The sequence below is a fragment of the Sphingomonas pseudosanguinis genome (assembly GCF_052056765.1).
GTDB classification, from domain to species: Bacteria; Pseudomonadota; Alphaproteobacteria; order Sphingomonadales; family Sphingomonadaceae; genus Sphingomonas; species Sphingomonas pseudosanguinis.
In genome coordinates, this window is record NZ_CP189888.1 from 241,943 (window position 1) to 255,394 (window position 13,452).

At 68.2% G+C, this 13,452-nt stretch carries 13 protein-coding genes; 11 read left to right on the forward strand and 2 right to left on the reverse strand.

From position 1 onward, the window contains the following. Positions 1–43 precede the first annotated feature (43 nt). Both ACQHGV_RS01085 and ACQHGV_RS01090 read left to right on the forward strand, forming a co-directional pair. Positions 44–2,512 carry a TonB-dependent receptor domain-containing protein gene (locus ACQHGV_RS01085; RefSeq protein WP_440979112.1) on the forward strand — a complete coding sequence of 823 codons (2,469 nt, stop codon included), beginning with the start codon at positions 44–46 and terminating at the stop codon, positions 2,510–2,512. 50 nt (positions 2,513–2,562) lie between these two features. Next, positions 2,563–4,341, forward strand: coding sequence for a methyl-accepting chemotaxis protein (locus ACQHGV_RS01090; RefSeq protein ID WP_440979113.1), 1,779 nt, complete (start codon positions 2,563–2,565; stop codon positions 4,339–4,341). A 9-nt stretch (positions 4,342–4,350) separates the two neighbouring features. On the opposite strand, the gene ACQHGV_RS01095 is transcribed toward ACQHGV_RS01090, so the two are convergent. Beyond that, positions 4,351–4,866 (reverse strand): DUF6438 domain-containing protein, encoded by a 516-nt coding sequence (locus tag ACQHGV_RS01095; protein WP_440979114.1) that lies wholly within the window; start codon positions 4,864–4,866, stop codon positions 4,351–4,353. A gap of 142 nt (positions 4,867–5,008) precedes the next feature. Then, positions 5,009–5,425, reverse strand: a complete 417-nt coding sequence (locus ACQHGV_RS01100; RefSeq protein ID WP_409788601.1) for a DUF3597 family protein — start codon at positions 5,423–5,425, stop codon at positions 5,009–5,011. A 120-nt stretch (positions 5,426–5,545) separates the two neighbouring features. Here ACQHGV_RS01100 and ACQHGV_RS01105 point away from each other — a divergent pair, with 120 nt between their 5' ends. The 9 genes from ACQHGV_RS01105 (at position 5,546) to ACQHGV_RS01145 (ending at position 13,412) form a co-directional block, all read left to right on the forward strand. Beyond that, the gene (locus ACQHGV_RS01105; protein WP_440979115.1) at positions 5,546–6,160 is read left to right on the forward strand and encodes a DUF4142 domain-containing protein; all 615 of its coding nucleotides are present in this window, start codon (positions 5,546–5,548) and stop codon (positions 6,158–6,160) included. Positions 6,161–6,254: 94 nt separating this feature from the next. Next, the gene (locus ACQHGV_RS01110) at positions 6,255–6,854 is read left to right on the forward strand and encodes a hypothetical protein (RefSeq protein ID WP_440979116.1); all 600 of its coding nucleotides are present in this window, start codon (positions 6,255–6,257) and stop codon (positions 6,852–6,854) included. A gap of 166 nt (positions 6,855–7,020) precedes the next feature. Further along, positions 7,021–7,332: a hypothetical protein gene (locus ACQHGV_RS01115; RefSeq protein ID WP_183951270.1), complete on the forward strand. Its 312-nt coding sequence runs from the start codon at positions 7,021–7,023 to the stop codon at positions 7,330–7,332. An 88-nt stretch (positions 7,333–7,420) separates the two neighbouring features. Continuing rightward, positions 7,421–8,137 carry a hypothetical protein gene (locus ACQHGV_RS01120; RefSeq protein WP_440979117.1) on the forward strand — a complete coding sequence of 239 codons (717 nt, stop codon included), beginning with the start codon at positions 7,421–7,423 and terminating at the stop codon, positions 8,135–8,137. Between the two features lie 98 nt (positions 8,138–8,235). Continuing rightward, entirely contained in the window at positions 8,236–8,487 is a 252-nt protein-coding gene (locus tag ACQHGV_RS01125; RefSeq protein ID WP_183951272.1) for a CsbD family protein, read from the forward strand. 122 nt (positions 8,488–8,609) lie between these two features. Continuing rightward, positions 8,610–10,151: a TolC family protein gene (locus ACQHGV_RS01130; RefSeq protein ID WP_440979118.1), complete on the forward strand. Its 1,542-nt coding sequence runs from the start codon at positions 8,610–8,612 to the stop codon at positions 10,149–10,151. Continuing rightward, entirely contained in the window at positions 10,148–11,185 is a 1,038-nt protein-coding gene (locus tag ACQHGV_RS01135) for an HlyD family secretion protein (RefSeq protein WP_440979119.1), read from the forward strand. The genes ACQHGV_RS01130 and ACQHGV_RS01135 overlap by 4 nt, the downstream gene beginning before the upstream one ends. After that, complete coding sequence (locus ACQHGV_RS01140) at positions 11,182–12,309, forward strand: ABC transporter permease (RefSeq protein ID WP_440979120.1); 1,128 nt, start codon at positions 11,182–11,184, stop codon at positions 12,307–12,309. The genes ACQHGV_RS01135 and ACQHGV_RS01140 overlap by 4 nt, the downstream gene beginning before the upstream one ends. Further along, positions 12,306–13,412, forward strand: coding sequence for an ABC transporter permease (locus tag ACQHGV_RS01145; protein WP_440979121.1), 1,107 nt, complete (start codon positions 12,306–12,308; stop codon positions 13,410–13,412). The genes ACQHGV_RS01140 and ACQHGV_RS01145 overlap by 4 nt, the downstream gene beginning before the upstream one ends. Positions 13,413–13,452: the final 40 nt, after the last annotated feature.

Consider the following 13,452-nt stretch of genomic DNA (forward strand, 5'->3'; position numbering starts at 1 on the left):
CTATCGTCCCCGGGACAAGAATCATAAGATTATTCGGGGGACTATGTTCGTTCATTCGTTGCTGGCGACCGTCGCTTCATTAGGCTTCGTACCGCCCGCCATTGTCGAAGACGTGGCGGCCAAGGATGCCGCGCCGCAGGCGCCGGTGGCGTCGCGCGACACGATTTCGACCGGCGTGGCCAAGGGACGCGATCGACTCGACAGCGCGACTTCGACCAGTATCCTCCATCCCGAAGAGATCGAAACCTTCGGTCCTCGCTCGACCGGTGATCTTCTGCGCATCATTCCAGGTATCCGTTCCGAGGCGTCGACCGGCGAGGGCGGGGTCAGCCTGTCGGTCCGTGGCCTGCCGATCGCCAGCCAGGGGCTGAAGTTCGTCCAGTTGCAGGAGGATGGGCTGCCCGTCCTAGAGTTCGGCGACATCCTGGCCGCCGGACCCGATCTGTATCTGCGCACCGACCTGAACATCGCGCAGGTCGAGGTGATCCGTGGCGGATCGGCCTCCACCTTCGCATCCAATTCGCCCGGCGGCCTGATCAACTTCGTGTCGAAGACGGGCACGCAGGAGGGCGGCGCGGTCGCGCTGACCGCCGGCCTCGACTATCGCCAGTATCGCGCCGATTTCGACTATGGTGCCAAGCTGGGCGACGGCCTGCGCTTCCATGTCGGCGGCTTCTATCGCCAGGGCGATGGCCCGCGTCGCACCGGCTATGACGCGCAGAAGGGCGGCCAGATCAAGCTGAACGTCACCAAGGAATTCGCCGGGGGCTATATCCGCCTGTACGGCAAATATCTGGACGACCGCACGCCCTTCTACGACGCGGTGCCCTATCGCGCGACCGGCACCAATGCCGATCCGCAGGTCCGCCCGGTGGTCGGGTTCGACGGCATCCACGACACCATGATGTCGCGCTATATCCGCAACAGCCTGGTGCTCGACGGCAATAACAACATCGCCGCGCATGCGGTCGATGGCCTGCGCAGCAAGGCGACGACGATCGGGCTGGAGACCCAGATCGACCTGTCGGGCTGGACCGTCACCGAACGGTTCCGCTACGCCAAGATGTCGGGCGCGTTCATCGCCCCGTTCAGCAGCGCGTTCCTGCCGACATCGGCCCTGCCGCTGATCGGCGGCGCGGGTGCGACCCTGTCCTATGCCAATGGTCCGCTGGCGGGGCAGGCGATCGCCAATCCGGCGACGCTGAACGGCAACGGCCTGTTCGCGATCGTCAACCTGCTCGACCTGCAGAACAACAATCTCGACAATGTCACCAACGACATTCGCGCCAGCCGCGTCTGGACTGTCGGCGGCGGTGAGCTGACGACGACGGCGGGCTTCTATGCCGCGCGCCAGACGATCGCGCGCGACGCGCTATGGTCGACGCTGATCGCCGATGTGCGCGGTGACGGCCGCGCCGCGCTGCTCGACATTCGCGACCGGACCGGACGGTTGCTGACGCTGAACGGCATCTACGCCTTCAACCTGGCGCTGGCGAACGGCACGCGCCGCCGCTCGATCGACGTCGACTATGCGGTCAACGCGCCCTTCGCCTCGGTCAATTATCATAGCGGCCGCGTCGCGATCGGTGCCAGCGTCCGTTATGACTTCGGCTCCGCCAAGGGCCGGATGATCAGCGCGGATTTGGGCGGTGGCCGGGTCGGCACGGTCGCGCGCGACATGAACGGCGACGGCGTCATCTCGCCCGCCGAGCAGAAGGTCGGCGTCTCGCCGCTGACCGCGCCCGCGCCGGTCGATTACGATTATCACTATCTGTCCTATTCGACGGGCATCAACTTCCGCATCGCCGATCCGCTCGCGGTCTTCGCGCGCTACAGCCGGGGCGCGCGCGCCAATGCCGACCGGTTGCTGTTCACGCCGGCGGTCAGCAACACCACCGGCGCACTGCTGATGCCATCGGCCGCCTATGATCCGGTCAAGCAGGCCGAGGTCGGGGTGAAGTACCGCACCGACCTGCTGACCCTGAACCTGACCGGATTCTGGGCCAAGAGCCAGGACAGCAATGTCGATCCCGTCACATCGCAGTTCATCTCGCGCGATTACGAGGCCAAGGGGCTGGAGTTCGAGGGCGGTCTGCGTCGCGGCGTCTTCGGCCTGACGGCGGGGGCGACCTATACCCATGCCCGGATCGTCAAGGACCGCGTGAACCCCGCGTTCGAGGGCAACACGCCCCGGCACCAGGCCGCCTTCATCTTCCAGGCCACGCCGCAGCTGATGATCGAGGACTTCACCATCGGCGCGACCTTTGTCGGCACGACCGACAGCTATGCGCAGGACAACAACCTGCTCAAGGTCCCGGGCTTCGTTACCACCAACGGCTTCGTCCAGGCGCGGGTGGCGGATCGCATGACCCTGCTCTTCAACGTCAACAACCTGTTCGATGTCGCCGCCTTCACCGGCTTCGACGAATCGAGCATCCCCGCGTCCGGGATCGTCCGGGGGCGTCCGCTCAACGGGCGCACCGTGTCGGCGACCGTGCGCTTCGACTTCTGACCGTCCGCTTGCCGTCGCTCCTGGCCCCGATCTGCTGAAAGAACCGCGTGATGCTCTCGAACATGAACATTCCCAAGAAACTGGGCGTATCGTTCCTGGTGATCAGCATGTCCGCTGCGGTCATGACGATCGTCTTCTTCGCGAATATCTGGGAAATCCGAAGCGCGGCGGAGCGGAACAATCATGCGCGTGAGGTCTATGCCAAGGCACTGACGCTGGAGACGTCGATCCTGCGCGAGAACAGCCAGCTGCGCGGCTTTCTGGTCACGGGCGACAAGAGCTACCTCAAATCCTATGACGAGGCGCGCAAGGAATATGACACCACCAGCCGCGAGCTGACCGCGATGCTGACCGATCCGGCCGAACTGGCGCTGGTCGCCAAGTCGCGCGAGGAGACCACCAAGTGGCGGCGTCAGTGGAGCGACCGGCTGACCACCTGGGTGAAGGCGGGCCGGCGCGACGAGGCGCAGCAGGCGGTGCGCGATGCGGGCAAGGCGGTGCTGACCAGCGCGATCGTGCTGCCGCTGCGCGACATTCGCGATCAGGAAACCGCCGCGATCGAGGAGAATGCGGCGTCGCAGAACCATGCGATCGACACCGCGATCATCGCGCTGGTGCTGGGCGGCATCATGCTGATCGGTATCGCCATCATGCTCCAGATGCTGCTCAGCCGCAGCATCGCCCGGCCGATCACCATGTTGACCCAGCGGATGGCGGACCTGGCGCAGGGCCAGAACGACATCGCGGTGCCGGGCAGCGAGCGCGGCGACGAACTGGGCGACATGGCGCGCGCGGTAGTCGTCTTCCGCGACGCGGCCAAGGCCAAGGTCGATGACGACCGCGAACGCGAACTGGCGCTCCAGGCGATCGGCACCGGGCTGCACAGCCTGTCGCAGGCCGATCTGACCGCGCGCCTGACCAACCTGCCGCCGGCCTTCCATCAGCTGGCGCAGGACTTCAACGGCGCGGTCCAGAACCTGTCCAGCCTGACCAGCGACGTGCGCGGCAGCGCGGGCGCGATCCGCACGAATATCGAGGAAATCCGCCAGGCGACCGATCACCTGTCCGCGCGCAGCGAGCAGCAGGCCGCCAGCCTGCGCGAAACCGCCGCCGCCGTGGGCGAGATCACCCAAGGCGTGCGCGACGGCGCGATCAATGCCAGCCAGGCCAACCGCGCGGTCACCGAGGCGCGCGACGAAGCCGAAAAGGGTGGCGAGATCGTCGCCAAGTCGATCACCGCGATGAACGGCATCGACCAGGCCAGCCGCGAGATCGTCGACATCATCTCGGTCATCGACGGCATCGCCTTCCAGACCAATTTGCTGGCGCTGAACGCGGGCGTCGAGGCGGCGCGTGCGGGCGACGCGGGCAAGGGCTTCGCGGTCGTCGCCTCCGAAGTACGCGCGCTGGCGCAGCGTTCGGCGGACGCGGCCTCGGACGTGAAGTCGCGCATCGTCTCGGCGATCGAACATGTCCGCTCGGGCGTGACGCTGGTCGACGAGACCGGCAACGCGCTGCAACGGATCATCGGCAAGGTGTCCGACGTCAGCGCGGTGGTCGATGTGATCGCCAAGTCGTCCGAACAACAGGCGCACAGCCTGAGCCAGGTGAATATCGCGATCGGCGAGATCGACTCGGTCACCCAGCAAAATGCCGCGATGGTCGAGGAATCGACGGCCGCGGCGACGATGCTCGCCAAGGAGTGCGGCACGCTCGTCTCCTCGGTGATGCGCTTCAACGTCGATGGCGCGCCGAGCGGACGCGCGGCATCGCCGCAGGCGCATGGGCGCGAGACGTACGAGCGACCGCAGCTGCGCCGCGCCTCCTGACCGGCGGGTCTATCCGCGCGAGACGCCGGGCCGCGTGACCTGCTTCGCCCAGTCGGCGACGCCGAGCCGCGTCGGCAGGGTGCGCAACAAGGCGCCGAGCGACTGGCCGGGGCCGCCGGGACAATGGTCCTGCACGGTCGCGACGGTCTTGCGCCCGTCCCGATCTTGCCATGTCACGGTATAGGAGGAGGTGTCGGACACGGTCGCGGTGCAGGCGACCTGCGTCTCGTTACCCGTTGCGGGGCGATAGGGGGTGAGGTCGCGGATCAGCGCGTGTGATGCCGCCGCGCCGATCATCTTCGTGCGCTCGCCGATGACCGCCGTATGCCGCTCGCCGACGAAGCGCAGCATGCCATCGGGCGCGACCGAGACCTGATAGACGGGGCAGAAGCCGAAACACGGACCGACCGCCACCGTCACCGTTTCTGCGGTGGGCGATGACGTCGAGGGGCCGTCAGCAGTCATCGTCGTGCATGCGGCGAGCACGCCGCCCGCCGCCGCCACCATTCCCCATCGTTTCAGCATCGCCGTACCTTTCCCTTAATTCATGCCGGCATGGACCGGCCAAGCTGAATGCAAGACGGACTGGCGGGAACGATGCCTTGGCCGATGGCCGGACACGGTGTCACGGGCCGAGGGGCTCGTGACACACGTCATCCGTCTGCGATCAGTTGCGCAGGCTGTCGGGCACGATGCCGCCATTCTCGGCGAGCTTGGCCATCACCGCCTTGTGCAGCGCGATATTCTGCTCGGCGCTGCCGTCCTCGCCGGCATGGACGCCCAGTTCGTTCGCCAGTTCCTTGCGCGCGGCCAGGCTGGAATCGAGGTCGAGCAGCTTGAGCAGGTCGACGATCGAGCTTTGGTAATTGCCGCCGCCATTTTTCATCGACGCCATTTCCGACAGGACCGCGCCGACATCGACACTCTGGGGGGCCGCCTGCGGTGCCGGGGCCGGCGTGGGGGCGGGCGCTGCGACGGGCGCGGGCGTCGGTTGTGCAGGCGTCGGGGCGGGGGCGGCCGGTGCCTCGGCCTTCTTGCCGCCATGGTTGAAGATCTTGCCCAGAATGTTGCCGAAGATGCTCATGATGTCCCTTTCCTTCGCTATCGTGGCGTCGCGGACGCTCGGTGTTCCAACGATGCGGGGCGGGGTCGGGTCCATCGATGGAACGTCATGGTGGCTGGCGCGCTTATGTAAGACGTTCGCATGCAATTTCCGGGAGTTGCCGATATGAAGATCCGCGCCACCATCCTCGCCACCACCGCGCTTCTCGCGCTCGCCGGTTGCGGCCGTGGCAACGAGGCCGCGCAGACCAACATGGCCAACGACACCGCCATGACGACGCAGCCGGATGCGACCTCCGTCACCCCGGGAGCCACCCCGACGGCGGCGGTCAGCGCCTCGCAGACCTTCGCCAATGCGGTCGCCGCCAGCGACGCCTTCGAGATCGAGACGTCGAAGCTGGCGCTGACCAACGGCGCATCGGCCTCGGTGAAATCCTATGCGCAGAAGATGATCGACGCGCACACCGCCTCGACCGCCAAGCTGAAGACGACGGTCGCCGGCCTGATGCCCGCCATCACCCCCGATGCGACGCTGAACGCCGAGCAGCAGCAGAAGCTCGATCGGCTGAAGACGTTGAACGGCACCGCCTTCGACCAGGCCTATATCGCCGAGCAGACCGCCGGGCACCAGCAGACGCTCGACACGCTGAAGGCCTATGCCGCGTCGGGCGACATGCCCGCGCTGAAGGACTTCGCCACCGGCCTGATTCCGACGGTCACCGCGCATCTGAACATGGCCAAGTCGCTCAAGGCCTGATCGACCGACCCGCCCGGATGCCGGTCGCCTGGGCGGGGCCGTTCATGGTCAATGCGTTTTCCGCCGGCTAGGATCGCCGGCGGAGACCCATGATATGCCCAAATCCCGTCAGCGCCTGTCCTTTGCCTGTCTTGCCATTGCCGCCGGACTGACCGTGCCCGTGCCGGCGATCGCGCGCGACGATCCGCCGCGCGGGATCAGCGGCGGCTGGACGGTGGCGCCCAGCAAGGACGGGCAGGGTTGCTTCCTGACCAAGGTCTATGACCGCCCGGGTGAGACGACGCTGCTTCTCGGGCTGGACCGGGACGGCACCAACCATCTGACGGTGCTCAACGCCAACTGGTCGATCGAACCGAAGCAATCGCTCAAGCTCGACTTCACTTTGTCCAAGGGCGGCTATGCCAGGCATTTCGCGGTCGGGCTGGCGGCGGACGGCAAGCGCGGCTTCGTGACCAGCTTCGAGCCGAAATTCCCCGCCTATTTCGCCAATTCGCGTCAGTTGGCGATCGCGCGCGGCGATACGCCGGTCGAGCGCCTGCCGCTCGATGGCAGCGGTGCGGCGGTCACCGCGCTGCGCCAGTGCGTCGCCCGATCGGCCGCGACGCCGCGCGTGTCGGGCGACGAAAAAGCCGGTTCGGACGACATTCCGCGCGATCCGTTCGCCAGCGGTTCGGGCCGCAAGTCGCGCAAGTAATCCCGGCGGGCCAAAGTGTCATGCGACGAACTGCGCCAAATTCACGGCCTGTTACGCGGCCGTATCGACTGGTCGAAGATGCGGCACGGTCGAACAGAATGCGGATTGTACGTTTCGTACGGCTCGGCTTGCTTGTTTCAGTTGGTCAACGACTGAAAGTCCAGTAATGTCTGCTTACGCGTCCAAATCCCTGCTTGCTCTGGCAACTCTGGCAGGTGCCGTCAGCCTTGGCGGTTGCGCCACCAAATCCTTCGTCCGCGAACAGATCGCGCCGGTCAGCCAGCGCGTCGACACGCTCGAGGCCCGGTTGCAGGAAACCGATGGCACGGCCAAGTCCGCGCTGGCCGAGGCGCAGGCCGCCTCGCAACAGGCGCAGAACAACGGTCAGCGGCTCGACCAGCTCAATGGCCGGGTCGATGGCATGGACCAGCGCCTGACCGTTCAGGAACAGCGTCCCGCCAAGCGCGCGCGCCACTGATCGCGCAAGGCGTACCGAATATATCCCCTTTCAGCCTCTCGGCCGTCCCCTCGCGGGGCGGCCGATCTTTTGTGAGCATGCCCCAACGATGACTCCGATCGTGCGGATCATGGCGGGATTGGCGTTGATCCTGCCGACGACGGCGATGGCGGCTGCACCGCCGCCCAAGGCCAAGTCCGCCAAGACCAAGACGAGGCCCAAAACCGCCGCCACACCGGTCGCGCCGCCGCCCGTCCTGCTGCCGTCCGAGGCGGCGTCGCGCGTCATGACCTGGGTCGGCGGCGCGGGCGACAATCACGGCCTGCCCTGGGCGGTCATCGACAAGACCCAGGCGACGATGTTCCTGTTCGACGGCAAGGGCAAACAGGTCGCCGCCGCCCCCGTCCTGATCGGCATCGCGCCCGGCGACGAAGCGAGTCCCGGCGTCGGCAGCAAGAAGCTGGCCGATCTGGGACCGGCCGAAAAGACGACGCCGGCGGGCCGCTATCTTGCCAAATTCGGGCTGCCGGTGGCGGGCGAGCGGGTGCTGTGGGTCGACTATGCGACCTCGGTCGCGATCCACCCGATCCCGACCGATGCCGGTGCCCGCGAGAAGCGGCGCGAGCGGATGCTGTCGCCCGACCCAACGGACAACCGCATCACCTTTGGCTGCATCAACGTGCCCAAGGCGGTCTATGCCCGCCAGATCCAGCCGCTGTTCCGACGCAAGGGCGGCTATGTCTATATCATGCCCGATACCAAGCCGGTCGAGGCGGTGTTCCCGCGCCTGCGCGTCCAGGCGGTCGCGGCGGGGCTGGCCGGATAAGCGATGGGGTGATCGGGGCGATGCACCCCAAAGGCGCGTCGCGCGTTGGGCTGGCGGGGATAGGACGCTGTCCCATCCATTTGCCAAGGAGACGATCGATGAACACCGATACGCTTACCGGTTCGGCCACCAACATCGGCGGCCAGGTCAAGGAAGGTCTGGGGTCGGCGATGGGCGACAAGTCGCTGCAGGCCGAGGGCAAGTCCGATCAGCTGGCCGGCACCGCGCAGAAAACCTTCGGCGACGCCAAGGACGCGGTGCGCAATTTCGTGCAGGAGCGCCCCTTCGCGGCCGCCGCACTGGGCGGCGTGCTGGGTCTTGCCCTGATCAACACGCTGCGCGGCAAGTAACGTCATCGCGACGGCGGGCGGGGTCATGCCCTGCCCGCCGGAGCACCCATTTCGACCGATCGCTCCTCTCCGCATCCCGACCCTTTGACGCCTGACCCTTTGACGTAAGCGTCAACCGCGCTATGCCCGTCATGGGCGGGGGCCAGACGGGGAGTGTCGATGTGAAGACGGTCGGTTCGCCGCGTGGTCCCACGCGATGCCTGTTTGCCCTTGCCCTGATGGGGTGGCCGGCGGGCACGATGGCGCAGGATCGACCGATCGCGCTGAGCTATGACGCGGCCGCGCACCGGTTGCAGACGGTATCGCCGGCACTTTCCGCCGCCGATCATGCCGAAACCGCAGCGCGCGAGACGGCGGCGGCTGTCGCGACGCTCCGCCGCCCGATCATCACCGCCTCGGCCCCGTATCTGGAATATCAAAAGACGCTGTCGGTCGATCTCACCGGATCGAAACAGTCGGCGAGCGATGCGACCCAGGATTTCCTGTCGGGCATCCCCGGCGCGGTGCCGCCCGCCTTTCAACAGATCGCCGGCGACATCGTCGGCCGCATCTCGCAGGCGCTGCCCGGTCTGTTCGCGATCATTCCCGACAGCCTGTCCTATCGTTATCGCGACGATGTGTTCCGCCCCACGGTGCAGGGTGTCCTGCCGCTCTATTCGGGCGGTGCGATCCCGGCGATCCAGCGCGGGGCCAGGGCGGGGGCGGACATGGCGGCGGCGCGCGCGGCGCAGGCGCGTGACCTGACCCGGCTGAACCTGATCCGCGTCTATTTCGGGCAGATCATGGCGGCCCAACTCGCCGCCTCCGCGCTGGAATCGCGCGAGGCGCTCGACCGGCTGCTGTCCGATGCGCGCAAGCTGGAGGCGGCGGGCGTCATCCCCCATGCCCGCACGCTGGAGGCGCAGGTGGCGCGCGACACCGCCGACCGCACATGGCAGCGCGCCGCGATCGCCGCCGACAGCGCGCGGGGCGATTTGTCGCGGCTGCTGGAGGTGGAGGCGGTCGCGCCGCTGACCCCGCTGTTCGTCGCCAGCCGTCCGCTCGCCCCCGCCGCCAGCTTCCTGGGGGGCGAGGCGAGCCTGCCTCAGACGCGCCAGGCGGAGGCGACGCACGGCGTGGCCGATGCCGGGGTCGACCTCGCCCGGTCGCGCTACCGACCACAGGCCTTCGCATTCGGCGAATATAATCTCAATCGCGGCAACAGCCTGCCGACCGAGCCGGACTGGGTGGCGGGCGTGGGCGTGCGCTACACGCTGCTGTCCAATATCGATCGCCGCCACGCGCTGAACGCCGCGCAGGAAAATGCCGCCGCCGCCGCCGATGCCGCGCGCGAGTCGCGCAAGGCGGCGACGGGGGCGACGCTGAAGGCGTGGGATCTGGTCGAAAGCGCCCGGCGTGCGTTCCTGTCGCTCGACAGTTCGATGGCGGCGGCGCGCGAGAATCTGCGTGTTCAGCACGTGTCGTTCCGCGAGGGCGAGGGGACGCTGACCGCCGTGCTGGGGGCCGAGGCCGTGTTGGCCGCCGCGCGTACGCAAAAGGCGGCGACCGCCTATGAATATGATCTGGCGCTGGCCGGGTTGCTGGCCGCGTCGGGGCGGCTGGACGATTTTTCCGACCACCTGGCGCGGGCCGACATCCGCCTGACGGAGGAGCCGCGTCGATGAGCGAGATCGAAACCCCCGCCGACACGGCGCCGCCGCCCGCGCCTTCGTCCACGCCGTCACGCCGGGCGCGGGTGTTGCTGTGGGGCGGGCTGGTGCTGGTCGCGGTCCTGATCGGCATCGGCCTGTGGCTCGCCAGCCGCCCCGCGCCCGAGCCGTTGCAGGGCGAGGTCGAGGCGGAGGAGATCAACATCGCCACCAAGACGCTGGCGCGTGTCGACCATCTGCACGTCGATGAGGGCGATCGCATCCGCCGGGGACAGGTGCTCGCCACGCTGTCCGCGCCCGAAGTCGCCAATGGCCGCCAACAGGCGCAGGCCGCACTCGACAGTGCGCGCGCGCTCCAGTCGATCGCGGTCGAGGGCGCGCGCGGCGAGGATGTCGCCTCGGTCCGTGCGACATGGCTGGCGGCGCAGGCGACCGCCGACCTCGCCGCCACCTCCAGCCGGCGCGCCGACCGGCTGTTCGCTGAAGGGGTCATCGCCGCGCAGCGCCGCGACGAGGCGCATGCCGCACGCGACAGCAGCGCGCGGGCGGCACAGGCGGCCAAGGCGCAATATGACAAGGTCGTCGCCGGCGTCCGCCCCCAGAATCGCGCCATCGCCGATGCCCAGGTGCGCGCGGCCAGCGCCGCCACCGCGACCGCCGATGCGCTGCTGCGCGAGACGAAGCTGGTATCGCCGATCGATGGCGAGGTGTCGCGCCGGCTGTTGCGCGACGGCGAGATCGTCAGCCCGATCCTGCCCGCCTTTCAGGTGATCGACATCGATCATCCCTGGGTGACGCTGAACGTGCGCGAGGATGATTATCGCGGCATGGCGATGGGCCGCGAGCTGGTCGGCCATGTGCCCGCGCTCGACCGCGACGTCCGGTTCCGCGTCGCGCATGTGGCGGCGCAAGGCAGCTTCGCGACGTGGCGCGCCACCCGCCAGTCGCGCGGCTACGACGTGCGCGCCTTTGCGGTGAAGCTGAAACCGGTGACGCCGGTCGCCGGACTGCGGCCGGGGATGAGCGTGCTGTTCGACTGGCCGCAATGAGCGCGGTCGGGGCCGGTTTTGGGGCCGAGATCGCGCGGATCGGGCGGACGCGGGTCGACCTGATCCTGTTGACGCTGATGCCGCTGATCCTGTTGGGGTCGATGGCCGCGATGCTGTTCGCGGGGTCGCCCTATGGCCTGAAGACGGTGATCGTCGACCATGACGGCGGCGCGCTGGCGCGGGTGATCGCGCGCGACATCGCGGCCTCGCACGGCCTTCGCATCGTCGCGCGCAGCGCCGACCTAGATAGCGCGATGGCGATAATCCGCAGCGAGCGGGCGGTGGCGGCGGTGGTCATCCCGCACGGCGTCGGGAGCCGTGTGGCGGACGGCGCGCCGGTCGAAATCTTCCATCAGGCGGTGTTCCTGTCGACTGGCGCGCTGGCGGCGACCAATTTGCGGACGGTGATCACCGCGACGCTGCTGCGCGCGAGGGCGCGGGACGCGGGGCTGGGCCAGGTGGCGGGCGCGCGCCTGCCGCTGCCGGGTATCGCGGTCACGATCCTGGGCAATCCGACGACCAGTTTCGAATGGTATCTGGGCCTGTTGCTGGGGCCGGGCATCCTGCACCTGCTGATCGCGGTCACCTGTGTCTCCAGCATCGGCGCGCTGATGGAGAATCATGGCTTCGCCGCCTTTGTCCGGCGCACCCCGGCCCCGGTCGCGACGCTGGTCGGGCGGCTGTTGCTGCATGTCGCGGCGGGGACGTTGTGGGGCATCATATGGATGCTGTGGCTGACGCTGGCACGCGGCTATCGGCCCGAGGGCAGCCTGATGCTGATCGTCGTCGGGCTGGTCCTGTTGTTCGCCGCCACCGCCGCGCTCGCGCTCCTGCTGGTCGCGGCGACGCGCGAGGTGTCGACGTCGCTGTCGGGCGCGGTGATCCTGGCGGGGTCGGCGCTGGCCTATTCGGGGGCGTCGCTGCCGCTGACCGGCGCGGGACTGTTCGCGCGGGTGTGGAGCCAGATCCTGCCGCTGACCCATTTCATGACGCTGCAGATGGATCAGGTGATGGGTGTCGCCGCCATGCCTTTCCTGCGCCATGCCGCCGTCCTGCTGCTCTATCCGCTGGTCGCCGGCGGGGCGGGTGCCTTGCTGATCCGGCGGGCGGGGGCGCAGGCATGAGCGTGCGCGCGGCCTTCGAGCAGACGCTGCTGACCATCCTGACGACGCGCGACCTGGTCGCGGTCGCGGTGCTGTCGGTCCTGCTCTATGCCTTCTACTATCCCGCGCCCTATGCGCACCAGACGGCGACCCGTCTGCCGGTGGTGGTGGTCGATGGCGATCACAGCCCCCTGTCGCGCCGGCTGGTCGCGCATCTGGGCCAGACGCGGGCGGTGGCGGTGGTGGGCGAAGTGGCGGACATGCCCGCCGCGCGCGCGGTGATGCGCGAACGCGGTGCCGAGGCGATTCTGATGCTGTCGCCCGATTTCACCCGCAATGCGCTGTCCGGGCGGGGGACGAGCGGCGTCGCGCTCTGGCTCAACGGCACCTATCTGCTGCGCGCCGAAAGCGTCGGCGCGGGGCTGGCCGAGGTGGTCGTCGACACGATCGAGGAATGGCGCGCGGCGCGGGGCGGCGTGGCCGCGCGGCAGGCGGCGATGCCCGTGCTGGTCCACCCGCTGTTCAATACCACTGGCGGCTACCGCGACTATATCTTCCCGGCGGTCGCCAATATCATCCTGCAACAGACCCTGTTGTTCGCCAGCGCCCGGCTGATCGCGGAGCGGCGACGGCGCAATCCCGCCCCCGTCCGCCTGCCCGCCGCGCTCGGCATGTGGATGGCATGCACGGTGATCGGCATGCTGGCGGCATTCTTCTATTTCGGGTTCATCTATTGGGTGCAGGACATGCCGCGCGGCGGCAACATGCCGATGCTGCTGGTCGCGGTGCCCGCCTTTGCCGGGGCGGTCGCGGCGCTGGGGCTGGCGGTGGGCACGTTCTTTCGGAATGGCGACGACGCGTTGAAGATCCTCCTGCCGACCTCGGTCCCACTCGTCTTTCTGGCGGGGTTCGCCTGGCCGCTCGACGCGATGCCACGCTGGCTGGCGACGCTGGCCTGGGGCTCGCCCGCGACCGGCGGCATGCATCTGTTCATCCGGCTCAACCAGATGGGCGCGCGAGCGAGCGAGGTGGTCGGGCCGCTCGGCATATTGCTCCTCCTGACCCTGGTCTATTTGGGCGTCTTTGTGTTCCGGATTGGTCGTGTCGCCCGGATGCGGGCCTGACGCCGGTGTTGGCGGCGTGACAAAAGCTGATAGGCAGGGG

Excerpts from the sequence above, each read along its gene's own strand:
- ACQHGV_RS01130 (WP_440979118.1), top strand. The coding sequence starts at position 8,610 with ATGCCCGTCATGGGCGGGGGCCAGACGGGGAGTGTCGATGTGAAGACG.
- ACQHGV_RS01105 (WP_440979115.1), top strand. The coding sequence starts at position 5,546 with ATGCAATTTCCGGGAGTTGCCGATATGAAGATCCGCGCCACCATCCTC.
- ACQHGV_RS01140 (WP_440979120.1), top strand. The coding sequence starts at position 11,182 with ATGAGCGCGGTCGGGGCCGGTTTTGGGGCCGAGATCGCGCGGATCGGG.
- ACQHGV_RS01090 (WP_440979113.1), top strand. The coding sequence starts at position 2,563 with ATGCTCTCGAACATGAACATTCCCAAGAAACTGGGCGTATCGTTCCTG.
- ACQHGV_RS01110 (WP_440979116.1), top strand. The coding sequence starts at position 6,255 with ATGCCCAAATCCCGTCAGCGCCTGTCCTTTGCCTGTCTTGCCATTGCC.
- ACQHGV_RS01145 (WP_440979121.1), top strand. The coding sequence starts at position 12,306 with ATGAGCGTGCGCGCGGCCTTCGAGCAGACGCTGCTGACCATCCTGACG.
- ACQHGV_RS01100 (WP_409788601.1), bottom strand. The coding sequence starts at position 5,425 with ATGAGCATCTTCGGCAACATTCTGGGCAAGATCTTCAACCATGGCGGC.
- ACQHGV_RS01115 (WP_183951270.1), top strand. The coding sequence starts at position 7,021 with ATGTCTGCTTACGCGTCCAAATCCCTGCTTGCTCTGGCAACTCTGGCA.
- ACQHGV_RS01120 (WP_440979117.1), top strand. The coding sequence starts at position 7,421 with ATGACTCCGATCGTGCGGATCATGGCGGGATTGGCGTTGATCCTGCCG.
- ACQHGV_RS01125 (WP_183951272.1), top strand. The coding sequence starts at position 8,236 with ATGAACACCGATACGCTTACCGGTTCGGCCACCAACATCGGCGGCCAG.
- ACQHGV_RS01135 (WP_440979119.1), top strand. The coding sequence starts at position 10,148 with ATGAGCGAGATCGAAACCCCCGCCGACACGGCGCCGCCGCCCGCGCCT.
- ACQHGV_RS01095 (WP_440979114.1), bottom strand. The coding sequence starts at position 4,866 with ATGCTGAAACGATGGGGAATGGTGGCGGCGGCGGGCGGCGTGCTCGCC.
- ACQHGV_RS01085 (WP_440979112.1), top strand. The coding sequence starts at position 44 with ATGTTCGTTCATTCGTTGCTGGCGACCGTCGCTTCATTAGGCTTCGTA.